The organism is Segatella copri (genome assembly GCF_009494395.1).
Taxonomy (GTDB): Bacteria; Bacteroidota; Bacteroidia; order Bacteroidales; family Bacteroidaceae; genus Prevotella.
The window spans coordinates 1-22,827 of sequence record NZ_VZCB01000005.1 but is presented as its reverse complement, the minus strand read 5'-3'; the positions used below and the strand labels follow the sequence as shown (position 1 = coordinate 22,827).

Genomic DNA, 22,827 nt, shown 5'->3' with positions numbered 1-22,827 from the left:
GTAACAACCAGCAATACAAGCAAATAACGAATATAACAATAACAAATATCAACTATCAAGATTAAACAATGGAACAAAAAAGTGTAAATAACAACGGTCGTGTCATTGCCATCATCACGATGTGTTTTATCTTTGCAATGATCTCGTTTGTAACTAACATGGGAGCGCCTTTTGGCAACATCTGGGGCTTCAAGTACTCTTGGGCAGCCATGATGGGTAACTTCATGAACTTTGCCGCTTACCTCTTCATGGGTATTCCTGCCGGCAAGATGATTGAAAGCAAGGGTTACAAGAAGACAGCATTGATCGCACTCGCTGTCGGTACAATCGGTTTGATGATTCAGTACTTGTCAAGTATCTTCGGTGACGACATTCCAGTATTTAACCTCAGCTCTGGTGCCGTTTGCCTCAACCTTATCATTTATCTGTTGGGTGCTTTCATCTGCGGTTTCTGCGTATGTATGCTTAACACCGTGGTAAACCCAATGTTGAACTTGCTCGGTGGTGGTGGTAACCGCGGTAACCAGCTCATTCAGATTGGTGGTACATTGAACTCTTTGAGTGGTACTCTTACCCCATTGTTGGCAGGTGTACTCGTAGGTACAGTTACAGCTAACACAAGTATGAGCGACGTTGCTCCTCTCCTCTTCATCGGTATGGCGGTGTTCATTGCAGCCTTCTTCATCATCTGGTTTGTTGCTATTCCTGAGCCAAACATCAAGAAGGAGAACGTACAGTACGATCACAGTCCTTGGTCATTCCGTCACTGCGTACTCGGTGTCATCGGTATTTTCTTCTATGTTGGTGTTGAGATTGGTATTCCTGCTCAGCTTATTTTCTACATCAGTAGCATGGACTTCACAGGTGCTGCTTCTGTAGGTGGTGCTTTCGCAGCAGTTTACTGGTTGCTCATGATGTGCGGCCGATTCCTCAGCTCATTTATCAGCGGTGCCGTTTCTACCAAGACACAGATGACAATAGTATCAACAGTAGCTATCCTCCTGTTGCTCACAGCCATCTTCTTGCCAGAAACCAACACATTGAACTTCTCTTTGGCTGGTGATTCTGAGATTGCAAACCTTCTCAAGCTCGACGACCACGGTACTGGTCTTGTAGCATTTACTATCCCTACCAAGTGCGTACTCATCGCTATCTGCGGTTTGTGTACTTCTATCATGTGGGGTGGAATCTTCAACCTTGCTGTTGAGGGTCTCGGCAAATACACAGCTCAGGCATCAGGTATCTTCATGATGATGGTAGTTGGTGGTGGCGTAATGCCTCTCATCCAGGACGCTGTTGCTAAGGCTGCTGGTCCTATCGCATCTTATTGGGTTATCATCGCCATGATTGCATACATTCTCTTCTACGCCCTCGTTGGTTGCAAGAATGTAAACAAGGACATTCCAGTAGAGTAATAATGAAACATCTTATTCCCGGGTGAAGCAAAACTTGATTTATCCGGGAATAACTAGTTTATAATCAAATCTTTAATAATAACTTTTAAACAACAACAATTATGGATATCGAAAAAGTAAGAAGCCGTTTCATCAAGCACTTTGATGGCAAAACAGGTAACATCTATATGTCACCAGGTCGTATTAACCTGATTGGCGAGCACACAGATTATAATGGTGGATTCGTATTCCCTGGTGCAGTAGATAAGGGTATTATGGCTGAGATCCGTCCTAACGGAACAGAGACAGTGATGCTCTATTCTATCGACTTGAAGGACCGTGTAGAGTTCAAGGTAAACGACCCAGAGGGTCCTCGCGCATCTTGGGCACGCTACATCTACGGTATCTGCCAGGAGATGAAGGCGCTGGGTGTTGATGTAAAGGGCTTCAATGCTGCATTCTATGGCGACGTGCCTCTCGGTGCAGGTATGTCTTCTTCAGCTGCTCTTGAGAGCTGCTTCGCTTTCGCCTTGAACGACCTCTTCGGTGACAACAAGGTTTCTAAGTGGGATCTCGTTCTCGCTGGTCAGGCTACTGAGCACAAGTACGTAGGTGTAAACTGCGGTATTATGGACCAGTTTGCTTCTGTATTCGGCAAGGAAGGCAAGTTGATGCGTCTCGACTGCAACAGCCGTGAGTTTGAGTACTTCCCATTCGAGCCTAAGGGCTACAAGCTCTGTCTGGTTAACTCTAAGGTTAAGCACGAGTTGGCTGGTTCTCCATACAACGACCGCCGCAACTCTTGCGAGAACGTGGTTAAGCACATCGCTGCCAAGCACCCAGAGGCAAAGTTCGAGACTCTCCGCGATTGCACATGGGAGCAGTTGGAAGAGGTTCGCGCTGAGGTAGGCGAAGAGGATTACAGCCGCGCTCACTTCGTATTGGGCGAGAAGGACCGCGTATTGGCAGTCTGCGATGCTCTTGAGAAGGGTGACTACGAAACTGTAGGTCAGAAGATGTATGAGACCCACCACGGTTTGAGCAAGGAATACGAGGTAAGCTGCGAGGAGCTCGACTTCTTGAACGATGTTGCCAAAGAGAACGGTGTTACTGGTAGCCGTATCATGGGTGGTGGCTTCGGTGGCTGCACCATCAACTTGGTTAAGGACGACATCTATGACAAGTTCGTAGAGGATGTTACAGCTAAGTTCACAGCTAAGTATGGTCATGCTCCTGAGATTTACCCAGTAGTTATCTCTGAGGGTTCTCACAAGGTTTGCTAATATACATATTATATAATATAAAGGAACTGCAGTTAGTGTTGGCTAGCTGCAGTTTTTTTTGCCCCAATTTAGCCAAAAGCAGGCGTAATCATGCAAATAGTGTTAAAAACACACTTTAGAATGAAAAAAGTTAGGGAAAACTATTGCCGTTTCGAAATAAAATTGTAATTTTACACCCAAAATAAAGTAAACAATTAAAAACAGCCTAAAAATGAGTACATTTAAGACCCTTTTCATGGGAGTAGGTTTTGCGGCAATCGCTACCCTCTCTGCTTGTTCATCAAGCAACAACGCTAGTCTTACACAGTCTGGTTTGAATCCTGCAGATTTCGATTCAACCGTATTGGGAAAGAAGACTGAGTTAGTAACCCTCAAGAATGCCAACGGCATGGAGGTATGTCTCACCAACTATGGTGGACGTGTGGTTTCAATCTCTGTCCCAGACAAGGACGGCAAGCCAACTGATGTAGTTCTTGGTTATGACAATATCCATCAGTATGCAGATACGCTTAACTCTCCTTCTGATTATGGTTCATCAGTAGGTCGTTACGCTAACCGCATCAAGGATGCCAAGCTTTCACTTGCAGGTTCTACCTATCAGTTGAAGGCAAATGACAATGGCAACTGCCTGCACGGTGGTGGTGCTACCGGTTGGTTGAACCAGGTATACGACATTACTGAGAAGAACGATTCTTCTGTAACCTTTACCATCAATGCGAAGGATGGTGAGAATGGTTTCCCAGGCAACGTAACTGCTACTGCTAAATATACAGTAAAGAGCGACAATACGCTTGACATTGAGTTTGGTGCAACTACCGATAAGGAGACTGTGGTCAACATGACAAACCATAGCTACTTCAACCTGAATGGCGACCCATCTAAGGAAGGTTTCGACCAGGTTATGTACATCAATGCTGATAAGTTCACACCTGCAGATTCTCTTTACATTCCAACAGGAGAGATTAAGGACGTAGAAGGAACTCCAATGGATTTCCGTACTCCAACAGAGATTGGCAAGAAGGTAGATTACAGCTTCGACCAGATTAAGAACGCTACTGGTTACGACCATAACTGGTGCTTGAACACCTATAAGGATGGCAAGGGCGATGACAAGACTGTTTGCGCCAGCCTCTACTCTCCTAAGAGCGGAATCCTCCTCGAAGTATTCACCAACGAGCCAGGAATCCAGGTTTACACCGGTAACTTCCAGGGAACAGGTATTGCCTGCAAGCACGGAATCAAATATCCTAAGCACGTGAGCGTCTGCTTCGAGAGCCAGAAGTATCCAGACTCTCCTACCAAGATTGCTCAGGGCGTGAAGGACTGGACTGATGCAACCTTGAAGCCAGGAGAGAAGTATTACTCTCACCTCGTCTACAAGTTCAGCGTAAAGAAGTAAGGAAAGGTCAAACTATTGACAACTTGCTTGCCGGCGGATTGCAAATCTGCCGGAACGCATACGGGATAAAGCATCCGAAAAGGATAAAGTATCCCATAACAAGGATAAAGCATCCAATAAAAGAAAGAATAAACAAACAAATAATAAACAAACAATCTTATAGTAATTATGAATTGGAATTCAACAGAATTCGTATGGCTTGATTGGGCAGTACTCGCCATTGGTGTTATCGGCGTTATCTGGGCTGTCTGGCATGCGATCGTGAAAGACAGAAAGGCACAGAAGGGCGAAGACTCTTCAGCTTACCTCTTCGGTAAGGGTGAGCCATGGTATGTAATCGGTATGGCTATCTTTGCTGCCAATATTGGTTCTGAGCACCTCGTCGGTTTGGCTGGTACTGGTGCCAAGAGTGGTGTAGGTATGGCTCACTGGGAGATGCAGGGTTGGATGATCCTCATCCTGGGTTGGTTGTTCGTACCATTCTATCAGTTGCTCATCAACAAGATGGGTAAGATTATTACCATGCCTGACTTCCTGAAGTTCCGCTACACACAGCGTACAGGTTCATGGCTCTCTATCATCACCCTCGTTGCTTACATCCTCACCAAGGTGAGCGTTACCGCTCTTACCGGTGGTATTTTCTTCGAGTATCTCTGGGGCTTGAACTTCTGGGTAGGTGCTATCGGCTTGATCATCCTCACTACCATCTTTACCGTATTCGGCGGTATGAAGGGTGTGATGACCTTGTCTACCATCCAGACTCCTATCCTCGTCATCGGTTCATTCCTCGTACTCTTCCTCGGTCTCTCTACCCTCGGCGGTGGAAGCATTTCTGCAGGTTGGGCTGACATGATGGACTACTGCGGCAAGTTGAACAACGGTTATGGTACTACTCACATGTTCCACTGGGAGGCAGGTGACTCTATGTATCAGGAGTATCCAGGTTTCGTAGTATTCATCGGTGCAACCATCATTGGTTTCTGGTACTGGTGTACTGACCAGCATATCGTTCAGCGTGTACTCGGTCAGGTTCCTGGCGAAAGCAACGTAGAGGTTATGAAGCGTGCTCGCCGCGGTACTATCGCAGCCGGTTTCTTCAAGGTTCTCCCTTGCTTCATGTTCCTCATTCCAGGTATGATTGCAGCAGCCTTGGCTCAGAAGGGCGCTATTCAGATGAACGAGACTGACGCAGCCTTCGCCATCATGGTAAAGACCGTGCTTCCTGCAGGTATCAAGGGAATCGTAACCATCGGTTTCATCTGTGCATTGGTTGCTTCATTGGCAGCATTCTTCAACAGCTGTGCTACCCTCTTCACCGAGGACTTCTATAAGCCATTGAAGAAGGGAATGTCTGAGGCTCACTACGTACTCGTTGGCCGTATCGCTACCGTAGTAGTTGTTGTTCTCGGTTTCGCATGGTTACCAATCATGATGAAGATGGATACATTGTACAATTATCTCCAGGGTATTCAGTCACTCCTCGCTCCAGCCATGGTAGCCGTATTTGCGATGGGTATTTTCTTCAAGAAGATTACTCCAAAGGCTGGTGAATACACCATGATTACCGGTTTCCTCATCGGTATGCTCCGTCTCGTTACCAATGTCATTACTGATACAGGTAAGGCAACAATGGATGGTGCATTCTGGGATTACACCGCATGGTTCTGGCAGACCAACTGGTTGGTATTCGAGTGCTGGTTGCTCGTCTTCCTCATCATCTTCATGGTAGTAGTGAGCTGCTTCACTCCAGCTCCAAGCAAGGAGCAGGTAGAGGCAATCACCTTCACATCCGACTTCAAGAAGTCAATCCGTGAAAGCTGGAGTGCCTTCGACATCATTGGTACACTCGTAGTAATCGGTCTCTGCGCTGCATTCTACGCATACTTCTGGTAATATTCAGTTACCGGTAAATATATAAAAGTTAGGAGTTGGAAGTTAGGAACAGGAAGTTTTCCTTTGGACTGGATCTTTTAGAGAAATCTCCTATGGATGACATTCTTCCTTTCTTCTCCTTCCGACTCCCAACTTTTCTCAATATTCAAACGCTCCAAGGAGCGACCTGATGAAATAACAATAACGAAATAAACATTCTTTGAATCTTAACATAAACTCAACAAAAGACCATGACGCAGTTTTATAACGAATACTCCAAGGTTTTAGTATCCGTGGATTGTATTATCTTCGGATTCGACGGTAGCAACTTGCAAGTTTTGATTGGAAAACGCCAAATGGACCCAGGACGTGGCGAATGGTCACTCTATGGAGGTTTCGTTGGCGCAACAGAAAATCTGGAAGATGCAGCCAATCGAGTCATCCTGGAGCTTACTGGAATGAAGAACCTCTATATAAGACAAGTGGGTGCATTCGGCCGCATCGACCGTGACCCAGGTGAGCGAGTTATTTCCATCGCCTACTGCGCCCTCATCAATGTGGTAGACTACGACGACAGTCTCCGTATTGAGCATGGTTTGGAATGGGTCAGCCTGAATGAACTTCCAGCTCTCTATTCAGACCACAGAATCATGATTCACGACGCCATCTGTCAGATTCGCCGTCGCATCAATCATGAACCACTGAGCTTCAAGCTCCTCCCTGATCTCTTTACGCTGACACAGCTTCAGCATGTGTTCGAGGCGGTAATGGGAGAAGAGATTGACAAGCGCAACTTCCGCAAGCGCGTGAAGGATATTGACTTCATCGAAAAGACAGAACTCATCGATAAGGTCACATCGAAACGAGGTGCAGCCCTCTATCGCTTCAACAAGAAAGCATACGAGGAAGACCCATCGTTCAACTTGAAATAGAACAAAAGCAGGCTCTTCATGGGAGAGCCAATAGATAATAAAGAGAATAACTTAAAACTCAAGATATTATGTTAGAAGAATTAAAAGAAAAAGTGTTCAAGGCAAACCTTGACCTGGTGAAGCACAACCTCGTGCTCTTCACATGGGGAAATGTAAGCGGAATCGACCGCGAGAAGGGTCTGGTTGTCATCAAGCCATCTGGCGTAGATTACGACACCATGAAGGCTAGCGACATGGTAGTAGTTGACTTGGAAACAGGTAAGGTAGTTGAGGGTGACTTGAATCCATCTTCAGACACTCCTACCCACCTGGTGCTCTACCGTGCATTCCCTGAGTTGGGTGGCGTAGTTCATACTCATTCTACTTATGCTACAGCCTGGGCTCAGGCAGGTTTGGACATCCCTAACATCGGTACAACCCACGCAGACTATTTCCACGACTGCATTCCTTGCACTGATGCAATGACAGAGGATATGATGGCTGAGTATGAGTACAACACAGGTGTGGTTATCGTTGACCGCTTCAAGAAGGACAACATCAACCCGGTTCACACTCCAGGCGTATTGGTCAAGAATCACGGTCCTTTCACATGGGGTAAGGATGCTGACCAAGCTGTTTATCACGCAGTGGTAGCCGAGCAGGTGGCAAAGATGGCGTTCATTTCATTCAGCGTGAATCCAAACACCACCATGAATCCATTGCTCGTAGAGAAGCACTTCAACCGCAAGCACGGTCCTAACGCTTACTACGGACAGAAGAAGCACTAATTGAAGAGGCAATCAAGCTTAATGATTCATTGGTGCAAGAAATAAGATTTTCAAAATTCAAACAACAATAACAATTTAACAAAAAAACAATCATGATCAAGGCATTTGAGAATTTAGAGGTATGGTTTGTAACTGGTGCACAGCTTCTTTACGGAGGCGAGACAGTTAAGATAGTAGATGGTCACTCAAAGGACATGGTAGATGGTCTGAACAACAGTGGCATCATCCCAATCAAGGTAGTTTACAAGGGCACAGCTAACTCTTCTGCAGAAGTAGAGGCTGTCATGAAGGCTGCCAACAACGATGAGAAGTGCGTAGGTATCATCACATGGATGCACACCTTCTCTCCAGCTAAGATGTGGATCAAGGGCTTGCAGGCTCTCGAGAAGCCTCTCCTCCATTTCCATACTCAGTACAACGCAGAACTCCCTTGGGATTCTATCGATATGGACTTCATGAACCTCAACCAGTCAGCTCACGGCGACATCGAGTTCGGTCACATCTGCACCCGTATGCGCATCCCTAGAAAGGTAGTTGTAGGTTACTGGAAGAGCGAAGAGGCTCAGAAGCAGATTGCTACATGGGCTCGCGTAGCTGCAGGTGTTGCTGATGCTCACAACGTACGCTGCTTGATGTTCGGTATGAACATGAACAACGTAGCCGTTACAGATGGCGACCGCGTAGAGTTCGAGCAGCGCTTGGGTTACCATGTAGATTACTACCCAGTATCTTCACTCATGGAGTACTACAAGAAGGTAACTGATGCTGAGGCAGATGCTCTCGTTGAGGAGTACAAGAAGGAATACACCATCAAGATCGATGAGTCTGGCGAGGAAGTTTACTGGGAGAAGGTGAAGAACGCTGCTAAGGCTGAGATCGCTCTCCGTCGCGTATTGAAGGATGAGAACGCAGTAGCATTCACAACCAACTTCGATGACCTCGGCGATGCTGACATCGACGATCCAAACTTCTGCGGTTTCGACCAGATTCCTGGTTTGGCTTCACAGCGCCTGATGGCAGAGGGTTATGGTTTCGGTGCTGAGGGTGACTGGAAGACAGCTTGCCTCTACCGCACACTCTGGGTAATGAACCAGGGCTTGGAGAAGGGTTGCTCATTCCTCGAGGACTATACACTCAACTTCGCTGCCGACCGCACATCTAGCCTCCAGAGCCACATGCTCGAGGTTTGCCCATTGATCGCTTCAGATAAGCCAAAGCTTGAGGTTCACTTCCTCGGCATCGGTATCCGCAAGCAGCAGACTGCTCGCCTCGTGTTCACTTCTAAGACAGGTAAGGGTGTTAAGGCAACTGTAGTTGACCTCGGCAACCGTTTCCGTCTCATCGCAAGTGAGGTAGAGTGCATCGAGCCAAAGGCAATGCCTAAGCTCCCTGTAGCTTCAGCTCTCTGGGTTCCACAGCCAACCTTCGAGATTGGTGCAGGTGCTTGGATCCTCGCTGGTGGTACTCACCACAGTGCATTCTCTTACGACATCACTGCTGAGTACTGGGAGGACTTCTGCGAGATCCTGGGTATTGAGTTCGTCAACATCGACAAGAACACAACTATCAGCAGCTTCAAGCAGCAGCTCCGCAACAACGAGATTTATTACATGCTCAACAAGGCGTTGAGATAATTTAAGTGAATAGTGAAGAACGAAGAGTGAAGAATTCGAATGATTTTCAAGACTTTACCCTTTGTTCTTTACATTAAAGAATGAAAGTATAATGAGCGCAAAAACTATTATAGAATCAGGTAAGGCAATTCTCGGTATTGAGTTTGGCTCTACCCGAATCAAGGCTGTCTTGATTGACACCGACAACAACCCTATCGCACAGGGTAGCTTTGAGTGGGAAAACCAGTTGGTTGATGGTCTCTGGACTTACAGCATCGACACAATCTGGAAAGGTTTGCAGGATTGTTATGCCGACCTCCGCAAGAACGTGAAGGCTGAGTACGACTGTGAAATTAAGCAGTTGGCTGCCATCGGTATTTCTGCGATGATGCACGGCTACATGGCTTTCGGTAAGGATGAGAACATTCTCGTTCCTTTCCGCACATGGCGTAACACCAATACAGCCAAGGCTGCAGCTGAACTTTCAGAGCTCTTCCACTTCAACATCCCATTGCGTTGGAGTATCTCTCACGTATATCAGGCTATCCTGAATGGTGAGGACCACATCAACAAGATTGACTTCCTTACCACTCTCGCCGGTTATATCCACTGGCAGCTCACAGGCAAGAAGGTTTTGGGCGTAGGCGACGCATCAGGTATGCTCCCTATCGATTCCAACACCAACAACTACGATGCAGAGATGGTGGCTAAGTTCGATAAGCTCATCGAGCCTAAGAACCTGGGCTGGAAGATTCTCGACATTCTCCCTGAGGTCTTGAACGCAGGCGAAGACGCTGGCGCCCTGACCGAGGAAGGTGCTAAGAAGCTCGACCCATCAGGCACTCTCCAGGCTGGTGTTCCTCTCTGTCCTCCAGAGGGTGATGCTGGCACAGGTATGGTGGCTACCAACGCTGTCCGTCAGCGCACCGGTAACGTAAGTGCAGGTACTTCTTCTTTCTCTATGATCGTATTGGAGAAAGCCTTGAGCCAACCTTACGAAGTCATTGATATGGTGACAACTCCAGATGGTAGTCCTGTTGCCATGGTTCACTGCAACAACTGTACTTCTGACCTCAATGCATGGGTTGGTTTGTTCAAGCAGTACCAGGAGTTGCTCGGTGTACCTGTGGATATGAACGAGGTATTCGGCAAACTCTACAACCACGCTCTCGAAGGCGATGCTGATTGCGGTGGTTTGATTGCTTACAACTATATCTCTGGTGAGCCTGTAACCGGTTTGGCAGAAGGTCGCCCAATGTTCGTACGTTCAGCCAACGACCACTTCAACCTCGCCAACTTCATGCGTGCCAACCTCTATGCTTCAGTAGCTGTATTGAAGATTGGTAACGATGTATTGTTCAAGGACGAGAAGGTACAGGTAGACCGCATCACCGGTCATGGCGGTTTGTTCAAGACCAAGGGTGTAGGTCAGCGCATCCTCGCTGCAGCCATCAACTCCCCTATCTCTGTGATGGAGACAGCAGGCGAAGGTGGTGCATGGGGTATTGCCCTGCTCGCAGGCTACCTCGTAAACAATGCCGAGAAGTTGAGCCTGGCTGATTACCTCGACAAGAAGGTATTTGCCGGCAATACTGGTGTTGAAATCGCGCCTACTGCAGAAGACGTAGCTGGTTTCGACAAGTATATTGAGACCTACAAGGCAGGTCTTGCCATTGAAAAGGCAGCTGTTGAGAACAAAAACTAACAAAATATCAATACGTTTGTGGGGAATCAGTCTCCACAAACGTATTCTTATAAAAGAACAATAAAAATAAAACTTATAAGATAATGAAGAAACTTTTCGCAACCACATTGCTTTCTGCAGCAGTTGCATTCACCGCACAGGCTCAGAATGTAACCGGAACAATTCATGCCAACCAAGGCAAGCAGAAAATTAATAAAGAGATTTACGGACAGTTTGCCGAGCATCTCGGTAGCTGCATCTATGGTGGACTCTGGGTAGGTCCTGATTCCAAGATTCCTAACACACAAGGTTACCGTAACGACGTGCTCCAAGCTCTCAAGGACTTGAAAGTGCCTGTATTAAGATGGCCTGGAGGATGTTTCGCAGACGAGTATCACTGGATGGACGGAATCGGCCCACGTGAAAATCGTCCTAAGATGCAGAACAACAACTGGGGTGGAACCATCGAAGACAATTCCTTCGGTACTCATGAGTTCCTGAATCTCTGCGAAATGTTGGGTTGCGAGCCTTACATCAGCGGAAACGTGGGTTCGGGAACCGTTGAGGAACTTGCCAAGTGGGTAGAATACATGACCAGCGACGGCGATACACCTATGGCTAAGCTCCGCCGACAGAACGGTCGCGACAAGGCTTGGAAGGTAAAGTACCTCGGTGTGGGTAATGAGAGCTGGGGCTGCGGTGGCAACATGCGCCCAGAATACTACTCTGACCTCTTCCGCCGTTACTCTGTTTATTGCCGCAACTATGATGGCAACGAACTCTACAAGGTTGCTTCCGGAGCCAGCGACTACGATTACAACTGGACCAAGGTGCTGATGGACCGTGTTGGTCATCGTGCCAACGGAATCTCCTTACATTATTATACAGTAACCGGCTGGGAAGGCAGCAAGGGTTCGGCTACCAAGTTCGACAACGACGATTACTACTGGACCATGGGCAAGTGCCTCGGCATTGAGGATGTCATCAAGAAGCACGAAGCCATCATGGACAAGGCTGACCCAAAGAAGCAGATTGGTCTGCTCGTTGATGAATGGGGAACCTGGTGGGATGAGGAACCAGGAACCATCAAGGGCCACCTCTATCAGCAGAACTCCATGCGCGATGCTTTCGTGGCAGCCCTCTCGCTCAATGTCTTCCATCGCCATGCTGACCGCATCAAGATGGCAAACATCGCTCAGGTGGTCAACGTGCTCCAGTCTATGATTCTCACCGACACCAAGGGAACCGGTCACATGGTTCTGACTCCTACCTATCATGTTTTCAACATGTACAAGGACTTCCAGGAGGCTACCTATCTCCCAATGGACGTGAAGTGCGACTCTATGGACGTTCGTGGTGACAGCCATGCGAAGGACGGCAGAAAGATTCCTCTGGTTTCTACATCTGCTGCCAAGAAGGCAGACGGAACCATCGTGGTTTCTCTTGCAAATGTAAGTCTTGACAAGGCTCAGGAAGTTGAGTTCAAACTGGATGGCGCAGCTGCTCCAAAGGCTGTAAACGGACAGATTCTATCTTGCAAGAAGGTGACCGACTATAATGATTTTGAGCACCCTGAGGTAGTGAAGCCTGCCGTGTTCAAGGATGCAAAAGTCAAGAAAAATACCCTCAAGGTTAAAATTCCTGCAAAATCTATCGTAGTTTTGAAAATAAAGTAGTATATTTGTAGGGTAAAATCTAAATTTCATCAGCTCTTTTCATATAAGGAGCTGATGAACAAACTGTTCGACATTCTGAAACAGAATTGTCAAAGGAATATTTCAGCAGAAAATAATCAATAATAACAAAATAAAGTAATTTGTGTTATGAACGACATTAAAGTAATGAATCATGCAGCAGATAATATCCGTATTTTGGCTGCTTCAATGGTAGAAAAGGCAAACTCTGGTCACCCAGGTGGTGCTATGGGTGGTTCTGATTTCATCAACGTACTCTTCGCTGAGTACTTGGTTTATGATCCAGCAGATCCAACATGGACTGGTCGTGACCGCTTCTTCCTCGACCCAGGTCACATGAGCCCAATGCTCTATGCTGGTTTGGCTATGCGTGGTTTCTTCTCTATGGAAGACCTCAAGCAGTTCCGCCAGTGGGGTTCTGTAACTCCAGGTCACCCAGAGCTCGACCTTGAGCGTGGTATTGAAAACTCATCAGGTCCTCTCGGTCAGGGTCACGCCCTCGCAGCTGGTGCAGCTGTTGCTGAGAAGTTCCTCGAGGCTCGTCTGGGTTCTACTATGATGCAGCACAAGATTTACGCATACATTTCTGATGGTGCTGTAGAGGAGGAAATCTCTCAGGGTGTTGGTCGTATCGCTGGTAACCTCGGTTTGAACAACCTTATCATGTTCTACGATTCTAACGACATCCAGCTCTCTACAGAGTGTGGCGTTGTAATGAACGAGGATACAGAGATGAAGTACAAGGCTTGGGGCTGGAATGTCATCAAGATCAACGGTAACGACGTGGCTCAGATTCGTGAGGCTCTCGATGCTGCCCAGAAGGAGCAGGATCGCCCTACCCTCATCATCGGTAAGACTGTAATGGGTAAGGGTGCCCTCCGCGCAGACGGCACAAGCTACGAGGCTTGCATCAACACTCACGGTGCTCCTCTCGGTGGCGACGCATACGTAAATACTATCAAGCACCTCGGTGGTGATCCTGAGAATGCATTCGTTATCTTCGACGATGTAAAGGAGATCTACGCAAAGCGTGCTGAGGAGTTGAAGAAGATCGTTGCTGAGCGCAAGGCTGCAGAGGCTGAGTGGCGCAAGGCTAACCCAGAGAAGGCTGCTCAGATGGATGAGTGGTTCAGCGGCAAGGCTCCTAAGGTAGATTGGAGCAAGGTTGAGCAGAAGGCTGGTTCAGCTACACGTGCTGCTTCTGCTGCTTGTCTCGGTGTTTTGGCAGAGCAGGTTCCTAACATGATCTGTGCATCTGCTGACCTTTCTAACTCAGATAAGACAGATGGTTTCTTGAAGAAGACCAAGAGCATCGTTCGTGGTGATTTCTCAGGTGCTTTCTTCCAGGCAGGTGTTGCTGAGTTGACAATGGCTGATATGTGTATCGGTATGATGCTCCACGGTGGTGTGGTTGCAGCAATGGGTACATTCTTCGTATTCTCTGATTATATGAAGCCAGCTGTACGTCTCGCAGCCCTGATGCAGGTTCCTGTGAAGTTCATCTGGACTCACGATGCATTCCGCGTTGGTGAGGATGGACCAACTCACGAGCCAGTTGAGCAGGAGGCACAGATCCGCTTGATGGAGAAGTTGAAGAACCACGCAGGTAAGGACAGCGTCCGCGTATTCCGTCCAGCTGATGCTGACGAGACTACCGTTTGCTGGAAGCTCGCTATGGAGAATGTTGAGACTCCTACAGCTTTGATCTTCTCTCGCCAGGGCATCGCTAAGTTGCCAGAGGGAACAGACTATGAGCAGGCAGCCAAGGGTGCTTACATCGTAGCAGGCAGCGACGAGAATCCAGACGTTATCCTGGTAGCTAGCGGTTCTGAGGTTTCTACATTGGAGGCTGGTTGCGAGGCTTTGCGTGCTGATGGCATCAAGGTTCGCGTGGTAAGTGCTCCATCAGAGGGCTTGTTCCGCGGTCAGAGCAAGGAATATCAGGAGAGCGTATTGCCAAAGAACGCTAAGATCTTCGGTATGACTGCCGGTCTTCCTGTAACACTCCAGGGTCTCGTAGGCGCCAACGGTAAGGTTTGGGGTATGGAGAGCTTCGGTTTCTCAGCTCCTTACAAGGTACTTGATGAGAAGCTCGGCTATACAGGCGAGAACGTTTACAAGCAGGTAAAGGCTTTCTTGGCTGAAGCATAAAGTTAAGTGAAGAGTGAAGAACGAAGAGTGAAGAATTCAATAGTTTTTATTTTCGGATAATCTTTTGAATCATCTTCAGCTATTCGCTCTTCACTCTCCTTTTCATATTTATCAGGAGGGTTGTGTTTCGTGTTTCATGTAAGATGAATACAGAATCTTATCCCTCTATATATTTTATTAACCTGGTGAAGCGATGAAGCAGGTATGCGAGAGAAAAAGGATTTGAATTCTTCACTCCCCACTCTTCGTTCTTCAATCAAAAAACTTAAGTATTATGGAAGTAAAGACAGTTGGTATTGCATGCGACCATGCAGGTTTTCCATTGAAGCAGTTCGTTTTGGAATATTTGGAAAAGAAGGGTTATCCTGTAAAGGATTACGGTACTTATAGCGATGCTAGTGTAGACTATCCAGACTTTGGTCACGCTCTTGCTGAAGGCATTGAGAGCGGTGAGGTTTATCCTGGTATTGGTATTTGTGGCAGTGGTGAAGGTATTGCCATGACATTGAACAAGCATCAAGGTGTGCGTGCCGGTTTGGCATGGTGCAAGGAGATTGCTCATCTTGTTCGTCAGCATAATGATGCCAATGTTTTGGTTCTTCCTGGCCGTTTCGTTGACAACAAGACCGCTGAGACTATTCTCGACGAGTTCTTCAGCACCACATTCGAAGGTGGTCGTCATGAGCGCCGCGTTAAGAAAATCCCTGTTCAGCACTAATCCCAGTCTGAATTGAAAGGATTTTTAAAAAAGGTTTTCAAAAAAATATCGCCCTGAAATGAAACTCAACTCATTTCAGGGCGATTTGTATATATGGGGTAATTTAAAGCTTCTGCCCTTTACCTTTCCCTTCGGCCGGTGACCGTTGGTTCTGGGCATGTGGGCTTTTTATTCCGTTACAAGAGTGAACTCAGCTCCGGAAGCATAGTCCTGACCGCTCTGTTCATTCAGTGCACGCAAACGTACATAGCGGGCCTTGACTGGCTTTCCGAACATTACCTTCTGCAGCTTGGCGGTCTTCTCAAAACTGCCCTTTGCAACAGGCTCACCCCAAGTCTTGTTGTCGTTGCTTACATAGATTTCGTAATCCTTGATGCAACCATTCAGCGAACCGTCCTGACGGGTCAGGTAAGTGAAGCCCTTGATTACCTTCTGCTTACCAGCATCGAAGTCAACCCAGTGAGGATACTTCGCCAAGGTGATGGAATACATCGTGTGCCAGATGGTTGATGGGTCACCGTCTACCAGATAAGAAGCGTCGCCCTCATCAGGCTCCTGGCTGGAAGCAAAGGCAATCTGCAAACCGGTGTTCTGTTGGTTCTGCTTCATCTGCTGCATGATGTCCTTCACCATCTTTCTGCCCGTAGCTGAAACCTTCACGAGATTTGGAAGCTCTGATTTCACGGCTGGACGGATGATGAATCCGAAGGTGGTTGGAGTGCTGCGAACCTGATCAGGAGTCAAAGGACCACCCTGTCCGCAACTTGCGCCACCCAGACCGGTAACCTTTGCATCCAGGTGCAGATGAGTTCCGCTGCTCTTTGGCAACTGATAAGGATGAGCAGCCAAGGTCAACTCCTGCTGGCTCCAAGGGAGAGCCGAAGCCGACATCGTACTGTCGGAGATGAACACCACGCCCTGCTGCTGGCTGTTGGTAACTGCGCACCAGCGAACCTCCTCGCGGTTGCCCTGTGCCTGAGGCTTAGGAAGCATAATGCCCTGCTCAGCCACCGGACTGTGGTACCAACCGATAAACTGGCTGGTTTTGCGGTCGTTATAGTTGTTCACCGGTCCACGGCCGTAGTAATCATACTGGTTCAGCTCGCTTGGCAATACCATAGAGTAACCGATGCGAGGCAGGATTACCTTAGAGCGGTTGGCTCCGATGGCGCTCTGCATTTCGATGGAACCGTCCTTGTAGATGGTGTAGATCTGACGGGAAGTGAACTTCAGGTCAGCATCTGTCAGGGCGTGCTTGTTCTTCTCGAAATTGTAACAAGACTCTGGGTCGCGGTCACGGTTGCCATAGTTCACGTCGCAGCCTTCCTTGCCCTGGCTCTCCACGGTGAAGTCGAGCTTGTAGGTTCCATCCTTCTTGTTAGGAGTGCACGTCCAGCTCTTCACTACGTGCTGCAGGTCATAGAGTCCGTTCTTGAACCATGCGTTGTGGTAACCGATTCCTGCATCATTGTCTGTAGGCGCACGGTAAGCATCCAGCTGAGGACCATTGCCATCCTTGATGATTTCCTGGTTGCCATATTTCAGACTGTAGATGGCTCCGGTGTTCAGGTCGAAAGCCACCTGGAAGTTCTCGCCCGTGATGCTGGCACGTTTAGCAGCCTTATCCAGCTGATATTTCATCGCCTTGCCGTTCTTGGCAACAGCAGCGATAGTAGGTGCGGCAACATCAGCTCCCTTCACTCTCAGCTGCTCTTCCATCTGAGGATAACCCTTCTTGGCCCAAGGCATGTCCTTGCCCAGAAGGAACTGGACGGTCACGAAGTACTCGCTGTTAGCATCAAGACTTGCATAGTCGTATGGCAAGGTGTAGATTCCCTTCTCGCGAGGACCCACGATGTTCTTGGCTCCCTGCAATGGCTGGTTCTTCTTCACGCAGACTCCGTCCTTATAGAGCGACCATACTATCTGATAGTTCTTCAGAGGCTCGAAGTAGTTCTTGTTGAAGATTTCAATCTGTCCCTGCTTCATGTCGATTGCCTTGACGCCTACGTTCTGGTAAACCTTCTTCACCTCGAAATACTGAGCCTTTGGAGTGAGGTCAGGACGCATGATTCCGTTCATGCAGAACATTCCGTCGTTAGGCTTGTTGTCCTTTCCGAAGTCACCGCCGTAAGCCCAGTAGGTCTTGCCTGTAGCAGGATCCTGCTTGTCCAGTGCCTGGTCTACCCAGTCCCAGATGGCGCCACCCATGAAGAAGTTGGTGCTCTCTATTGCGTCCCAGTAGTCGATGAGGTTTCCGCAGGCATTTCCCATGGAATGCGCATATTCTGAGATGTGGAACGGATACTTCAGCTTGTACTTGCCCTGAACGGCTCCCTGCACCCATGCGATGGATGGATACTGGTTGGAACCCATGTCCACGATGTCGTTGTTGCGCTCATACTGAACCGGGCGACTGGTGTCATAAGCCTTGATGGCATTGTAGCAGTCCACGAAGGTCTTGCCCGGACCAGCCTCGTTACCCAGACTCCAGATCACCACGGAAGGATGATTGACTGTAGCGTGAACCATCTCCATGTTTCTTGCGATGTGGGCGTTGCGGAACTCAGGAACGTGAGACAGACTCTGCTTGCCATAGTAATACTCATGGCTCTCGATGTTAGCCTCGTCCTCCAGGTAGATTCCGTACTTGTCGCAGAGATAATACCAGTATGGAGCATCAGGATAGTGGCAGTTGCGCACGTGGTTGATGTTGCCACGCTTCATCAGGAATACCTCATGCTCCATCTGTTCGCGGCTCACGGTGTGGCCTGCCTTGACATTGTTCTCATGACGGTTCACACCCTTCAACTTGATAGGCTGACCGTTCAGATAATAGTATCTTCCCGCCAGTCCGAACTCGTCCTTTTCTGCCGGAGTTTCCTTGATTTCCACCTTTCTGAAACCAACGAAGGTAGAGAAAGTCTGCACGGTTCTGCCCTTTCCGTCCTTCAGCTCGCCCACCAGCGTGTAGCGATGAGGCGCTTCTGCACTCCAAAGGTTCACCTTGTTGGCAGCATCCAGCGTAGCTTCAAGACTGATTTCTCCCTTGGCATTCAGCTTGCCTGCGAGCTTAGCCGATGCGGTTACACCGTTGAGCAGGGTATTCTCGTCAGAATAAAGACGGTTGGCATAGAGCGAATACTGGATAGTGTAGCCCTTGATAGCCTTCTTCGATAGGTTCTGAAGCTGAGCTGTGATGTGGAGCTTGGCGTTGCTGTAGGTTTCGTCCAGGTCAGGAATTGCCTTGAAGTCTCTCACCTGCACCTGAGGCTTTGCCGTCAGCGCCACGGTACGGAAAATACCTGGCAGTCGGAACATGTCCTGGCTTTCGAGGAACGAACCGTCAGAATGGCGGTAAACCTCTACTGCCACCGTATTCTCTTCACCCTCCTTATTTAAATAAGGTGTAATATTGAATTCAGCCAGATTTCGGGAGTTCTTCGAGAATCCTACGTATTTGCCGTTGATGTAGAGATAGAAGAAGGAATCCACTCCGTCGAAGTTGAGATAGATTTCCTGTCCCTTCCAGTCGGCTGGCACGGTGAAGGTTCTGCGATAGGAGCCCACCTCGTTGCGGTTACGGTAGGTCATCCAGTCTTTTGGCGGTGTACGCATCACTCCACCCTTCCAGTCGTTCATCGGCTGCCAGGAGTGCTGGAAGATGACGCGCTGGTTGGAGTAAAGCGGATCTCCGTACTTGTTCTTTCCATCTCTCTGCAGTCCAGCCATGTTCCAGTTCATCGGCACCTTGATGTCGTCCCATTTCGAAACGTCATAGTCTGTACGGAAAAAGTCCTTTGGCCGTTCATCAGGATTCGGCGCCCAATGGAATTTCCACATTCCGTCGAGTGATTTCCAATAGGAACTGTTTTCCGGCAATACCTTTCTCGCCTCGTCAATATTTCTGAACGAGAAGAACCAGGCATGTGGCTGTAGCTTGTTAACTGCCACGGAATCAGGACTTTGCCATTCCCATCCCGTTGGTGCTTCCTGCTGCTGGTAGAAATATCCTCCCAGCGTGCCATCTGCCCAGGCAGCTGGAGCACAGAGCATTCCAGCCAATAGTAATAAATAAGATCTATTCATTTAGTTATGTTGTTATTATAAAATTTGCTTCTTGGAAGCCAAATACTTCCAAGAAGCAAACTTTTCTTGATGATGCTTATTTTCTAATGATTTTTATTTTCTGATGATTATCTTTATTTCTTGATCATCCTTACTTCTTGGCAACCATTGCCTTCTTAGCTGCAACTACCGCCTTCTTGTACTTGGCTGTTGCGCTCTTCACTGCCTTTACATTGTTTGCCTTCTTGGCAGCAGCTACGGCGTCGTAGAGCTTCCACAGATTATACTTGGCTGTTGCAGCCTTCTGAGCCTTGGTGTAAGCAGCGGCAGCTGCCTCGGTAGCAGCCTCGTCCTCAGGAGAAGCATACTGGTGCTTGTAACCCTGCACCTTGTTCCAGAAACCACGGGTGAAGTCTGGGAAGGCTACGGGTGCACAGTTGTTGTCCATAGAGATGGCTCCCAACTCTGCCAGTGAGCACCACTCAGCCAGGTCGTAAACGTCCATATCCAATGGCAAACCGTTCTGCAGACAGTAAACCAATCGAGAATCCATGATGAAGTCCATACCGCCGTGACCCATCTGACGGCCCAGCTCACCATACTTCTTCAGGATAGGATGATAATACTTCTTCACCAACGCTTCCTTCTGCTCCTTGTTCATGAATCCGTGAGCATTGAGGTTGTCCATCTGAGGAGCACCTGTACCCTTCAAAGCATCACCAGAGAGAGCAAACTCCTCGGTAGGATACTTGGTAGCATAACCCTTGGTTCCGGTCAACTTGAACAATCGGTTGTATGGCTGAGGAGTCATCACGTTGTGCTGAATCTCTACTACCTTACCCTTGGCTGTACGCATCAAGGTAGTAGTGTGGTCGCCATTGCGGAACTCCTTGCACTCCTTGCCGCTCTTCTTTGAAACCCAGTCCTTGCCGACGAATGATTCCGTATCCATTGCAACCAATGTAGTAAAGCGGTCGCCACGGTGGATGTTCAGACACTGAGCCACAGGACCCAAGCCGTGAGTAGGATAAACGTCACCACGGTTCTCCATGTTGTACTTCATGCGCCAGTGCAGATTGTCCTTGTCATTGTCATTAGGATCCTGCCAGTAAGCATTCCAGAAGTCCTCCAGACAGTGGATGTAAGCACCCTCAGCACGGATGATGTTTCCGAAAACACCGTCCTGCGCCATAGCCAGGGCGTTCATCTCATAATAGTCATAGCAGCAGTTCTCCAGAATGAAGCAATGCTGACGTGTCTTCTCGCTGAGGTCAATCAGGCTCCAGCACTGTTCCAGGTTCATTGCACTAGGCACCTCGATGGCAGTATGCTTGCCGTTCTCCATCGCCATCTTAGCCACTGGGAAATGGTGATTCCAGTCGGCAGCGATGTAAACCAGGTCGATGTCCTTGCGCTTGCACAGCTCCTCGTAGCCCTTAGCTCCGCTGTAGATGTCGGCAGGCTTCAATCCCTCCTTGCGGAGATACTCCTGAGATTTCTCAGCTCTAGCCTCCTCATAATCACAAAGGGCAACGATTTCTACACCAGGAATGTGGCAGAAACGCATCACTGCCCATGGACCACGCATTCCCAGACCCACAAAGCCCACACGTACCGTCTGCAACTTTGGAGCCTTCAAGCCTAATACGTTCTCCTGTCCGGCAGGACGCTCAGGTGTGTCAACTACGATTGTACCCTTGTCCCAATGCCATTTAGTACTTGGTGACAAAGACTGTGCGCCAGCTGTCAGAGAAAATGCAGCCAAAGACGCAATCAAAAAACTCTTAATTTTCATCCCTAAATTCTGCGACACAGTTAGTTAGCAATATTTTATATTAGGTTTCGGAGCATCTGAAAGCCCCAGTTTATCATCTCAGATGTTCCGTCTGTCTTTGTGTCGCATTAAGAGACAAGGCAAAAATCTGAATGACAGTACAAAGTTACAAATAATTTCTGAAACCACAAACTTTTTTTATAGATTTTTTATGAATTAATAGGTGATAAAGCAATTATTTTAAAAACGTAGACGTTTATAAAGCTGACCAACCGGTCGAAGATGGAAGGGCAAAAGCTTTATAAAAAACGAGTTTTTAAGAAATAGTTGAAAAAAAATTTGGTAGTTCCAAGAAAAAGTATTACCTTTGCAGCCGCAAACAAGAAAAAGGACTAAGGAAAATGGTTCCGTAGCTCAGTTGGATTAGAGCAACAGCCTTCTAAGCTGTGGGTCTTGGGTTCGAACCCCAACGGAATCACTCAGTTTTAGTTTTTTTAGGAGACTCTGTGAAGAGTCATGGTTGTTATTTACAGCCGCAAGTTTAATTACTTGCGGCTGTATTTTTTTATAAACAACTTCTGGAACATTTACTCACACTCAACGGCCGAAGAAAAAGGACGTATGGTGCCTAAAGGGTTATTCAGTATTCAGTTATTCAGTTTTTTTCGCGATAGTTACCCATTTTGTAGTTATAAATTGTAAGTAATTACTTTATATTATATATATATATTTATATATATATAATATACTATATATACAGAGAATGGTAACAACAGCAAAAAAAACTGAATAACTGAATACTGAATAAGTTTCCCGAAAACGGTTATTACTTTGTAATATGCTGATTTATATGACAAAACATAGTTTTCCATACCGCAAAACATAGAGATGCGCCCCATAAAATATAGAGTTAGTTTTCTTAACATAAAGCTCTAAAGCAGCCAAAGGAGAATAAGAGAGGTTGGAACGTAAACAGTTGGGAATGAGTAGATTTGCACAAAGTTGCCAAATCGGCATAAAGCAAGCGAGTGAGGAATATTGAAGTAGTTCAGTTACTAAATCGTGAGCCACAGTTACCTATGCAAAACAGGTAACAATGCGGAAAGGCGACTTTGTGCATCAACGGATTTTATTGCGCTGATTCTCAATGTTTTGCGTATCAAGGAACGCTTACAAAATGATTATATTTGCACACTCAAAATGTAAGCGTTATGAAAATCGAAAAATTCAAGGTGTTGCTCTACCTAAAAAAGAGCGGAATGGACAAGAATGGAAAAGCTCCCATCATGGGACGCATCACGGTGAACAGGACTATGGCGCAGTTCTCCTGCAAGTTGTCTTGCACTCCATCGCTTTGGAATCCTCGTGCCAGCCGATTGGAGGGCAAGAGCAAGGAAGCCGTGGAAACCAACAAGGACATCGAGCAGTTGTTGCTTTCCATCCAAAAGGCTTTCGATGTGCTTGTGGAAAAGAGAACG

General features: G+C 47.6%; 14 protein-coding genes and 1 tRNA gene. 13 read left to right on the top strand and 2 right to left on the bottom strand.

Features of this window, described 5'->3' with window-relative positions; genetic code table 11:
* Window positions 1-68: 68 nt before the first annotated feature.
* The 11 genes from F7D73_RS00495 (at window position 69) to rpiB (ending at window position 15,507) form a co-directional block, all read left to right on the top strand.
* Complete coding sequence (locus tag F7D73_RS00495) at window positions 69-1,415, top strand: MFS transporter (protein ID WP_153121794.1); 1,347 nt, start codon at window positions 69-71, stop codon at window positions 1,413-1,415.
* Window positions 1,416-1,516: 101 nt separating this feature from the next.
* Entirely contained in the window at window positions 1,517-2,677 is a 1,161-nt protein-coding gene (gene galK / locus F7D73_RS00490; RefSeq protein ID WP_153121793.1) for a galactokinase, read from the top strand.
* A 211-nt stretch (window positions 2,678-2,888) separates the two neighbouring features.
* Complete coding sequence (locus F7D73_RS00485; protein ID WP_153121792.1) at window positions 2,889-4,076, top strand: aldose epimerase family protein; 1,188 nt, start codon at window positions 2,889-2,891, stop codon at window positions 4,074-4,076.
* A gap of 168 nt (window positions 4,077-4,244) precedes the next feature.
* Complete coding sequence (locus tag F7D73_RS00480) at window positions 4,245-5,969, top strand: sodium:solute symporter (RefSeq protein WP_153121791.1); 1,725 nt, start codon at window positions 4,245-4,247, stop codon at window positions 5,967-5,969.
* Window positions 5,970-6,199: 230 nt separating this feature from the next.
* Window positions 6,200-6,880 (top strand): NUDIX hydrolase, encoded by a 681-nt coding sequence (locus F7D73_RS00475; protein ID WP_153121790.1) that lies wholly within the window; start codon window positions 6,200-6,202, stop codon window positions 6,878-6,880.
* 68 nt (window positions 6,881-6,948) lie between these two features.
* Entirely contained in the window at window positions 6,949-7,647 is a 699-nt protein-coding gene (locus F7D73_RS00470) for an L-ribulose-5-phosphate 4-epimerase (protein ID WP_153121789.1), read from the top strand.
* Between the two features lie 92 nt (window positions 7,648-7,739).
* The gene (gene araA / locus F7D73_RS00465) at window positions 7,740-9,281 is read left to right on the top strand and encodes an L-arabinose isomerase (RefSeq protein WP_153121788.1); all 1,542 of its coding nucleotides are present in this window, start codon (window positions 7,740-7,742) and stop codon (window positions 9,279-9,281) included.
* A 91-nt stretch (window positions 9,282-9,372) separates the two neighbouring features.
* On the top strand, window positions 9,373-10,965 hold the full coding sequence (locus tag F7D73_RS00460; protein ID WP_153121787.1) for a xylulokinase: 1,593 nt from the start codon (window positions 9,373-9,375) through the stop codon (window positions 10,963-10,965).
* 83 nt (window positions 10,966-11,048) lie between these two features.
* Window positions 11,049-12,620 (top strand): alpha-N-arabinofuranosidase, encoded by a 1,572-nt coding sequence (locus tag F7D73_RS00455; RefSeq protein ID WP_153121786.1) that lies wholly within the window; start codon window positions 11,049-11,051, stop codon window positions 12,618-12,620.
* A 147-nt stretch (window positions 12,621-12,767) separates the two neighbouring features.
* Window positions 12,768-14,789: a transketolase family protein gene (locus tag F7D73_RS00450; protein WP_153121785.1), complete on the top strand. Its 2,022-nt coding sequence runs from the start codon at window positions 12,768-12,770 to the stop codon at window positions 14,787-14,789.
* A 274-nt stretch (window positions 14,790-15,063) separates the two neighbouring features.
* Window positions 15,064-15,507, top strand: coding sequence for a ribose 5-phosphate isomerase B (rpiB, locus tag F7D73_RS00445; protein ID WP_153121784.1), 444 nt, complete (start codon window positions 15,064-15,066; stop codon window positions 15,505-15,507).
* Window positions 15,508-15,675: 168 nt separating this feature from the next.
* On the opposite strand, the gene F7D73_RS00440 is transcribed toward rpiB, so the two are convergent.
* Window positions 15,676-19,563, bottom strand: a complete 3,888-nt coding sequence (locus F7D73_RS00440) for a glycoside hydrolase family 2 TIM barrel-domain containing protein (protein WP_437182271.1) — start codon at window positions 19,561-19,563, stop codon at window positions 15,676-15,678.
* A 163-nt stretch (window positions 19,564-19,726) separates the two neighbouring features.
* On the bottom strand, window positions 19,727-21,370 hold the full coding sequence (locus tag F7D73_RS00435; protein WP_153121782.1) for a Gfo/Idh/MocA family protein: 1,644 nt from the start codon (window positions 21,368-21,370) through the stop codon (window positions 19,727-19,729).
* A gap of 382 nt (window positions 21,371-21,752) precedes the next feature.
* Between F7D73_RS00435 and F7D73_RS00430 the strand changes: the two genes are divergently transcribed.
* Together F7D73_RS00430 and F7D73_RS00425 are read left to right on the top strand one after the other, a co-directional pair.
* Window positions 21,753-21,827, top strand: a tRNA-Arg gene (locus F7D73_RS00430).
* Between the two features lie 733 nt (window positions 21,828-22,560).
* Window positions 22,561-22,827: Arm DNA-binding domain-containing protein (locus tag F7D73_RS00425; RefSeq protein WP_262884862.1), on the top strand; the 267-nt coding region annotated here is incomplete at its 3' end.

What these genes read in the sequence shown, in the direction of transcription:
- F7D73_RS00495 (WP_153121794.1), top strand. Translation starts at nt 69, where the DNA reads ATGGAACAAAAAAGTGTAAATAACAACGGTCGTGTCATTGCCATCATC.
- F7D73_RS00440 (WP_437182271.1), bottom strand. Translation starts at nt 19,563, where the DNA reads ATGCTCTGTGCTCCAGCTGCCTGGGCAGATGGCACGCTGGGAGGATAT.
- F7D73_RS00475 (WP_153121790.1), top strand. Translation starts at nt 6,200, where the DNA reads ATGACGCAGTTTTATAACGAATACTCCAAGGTTTTAGTATCCGTGGAT.
- F7D73_RS00455 (WP_153121786.1), top strand. Translation starts at nt 11,049, where the DNA reads ATGAAGAAACTTTTCGCAACCACATTGCTTTCTGCAGCAGTTGCATTC.
- F7D73_RS00460 (WP_153121787.1), top strand. Translation starts at nt 9,373, where the DNA reads ATGAGCGCAAAAACTATTATAGAATCAGGTAAGGCAATTCTCGGTATT.
- F7D73_RS00485 (WP_153121792.1), top strand. Translation starts at nt 2,889, where the DNA reads ATGAGTACATTTAAGACCCTTTTCATGGGAGTAGGTTTTGCGGCAATC.
- F7D73_RS00480 (WP_153121791.1), top strand. Translation starts at nt 4,245, where the DNA reads ATGAATTGGAATTCAACAGAATTCGTATGGCTTGATTGGGCAGTACTC.
- F7D73_RS00435 (WP_153121782.1), bottom strand. Translation starts at nt 21,370, where the DNA reads ATGAAAATTAAGAGTTTTTTGATTGCGTCTTTGGCTGCATTTTCTCTG.
- F7D73_RS00470 (WP_153121789.1), top strand. Translation starts at nt 6,949, where the DNA reads ATGTTAGAAGAATTAAAAGAAAAAGTGTTCAAGGCAAACCTTGACCTG.
- araA (WP_153121788.1), top strand. Translation starts at nt 7,740, where the DNA reads ATGATCAAGGCATTTGAGAATTTAGAGGTATGGTTTGTAACTGGTGCA.
- galK (WP_153121793.1), top strand. Translation starts at nt 1,517, where the DNA reads ATGGATATCGAAAAAGTAAGAAGCCGTTTCATCAAGCACTTTGATGGC.
- F7D73_RS00450 (WP_153121785.1), top strand. Translation starts at nt 12,768, where the DNA reads ATGAACGACATTAAAGTAATGAATCATGCAGCAGATAATATCCGTATT.
- rpiB (WP_153121784.1), top strand. Translation starts at nt 15,064, where the DNA reads ATGGAAGTAAAGACAGTTGGTATTGCATGCGACCATGCAGGTTTTCCA.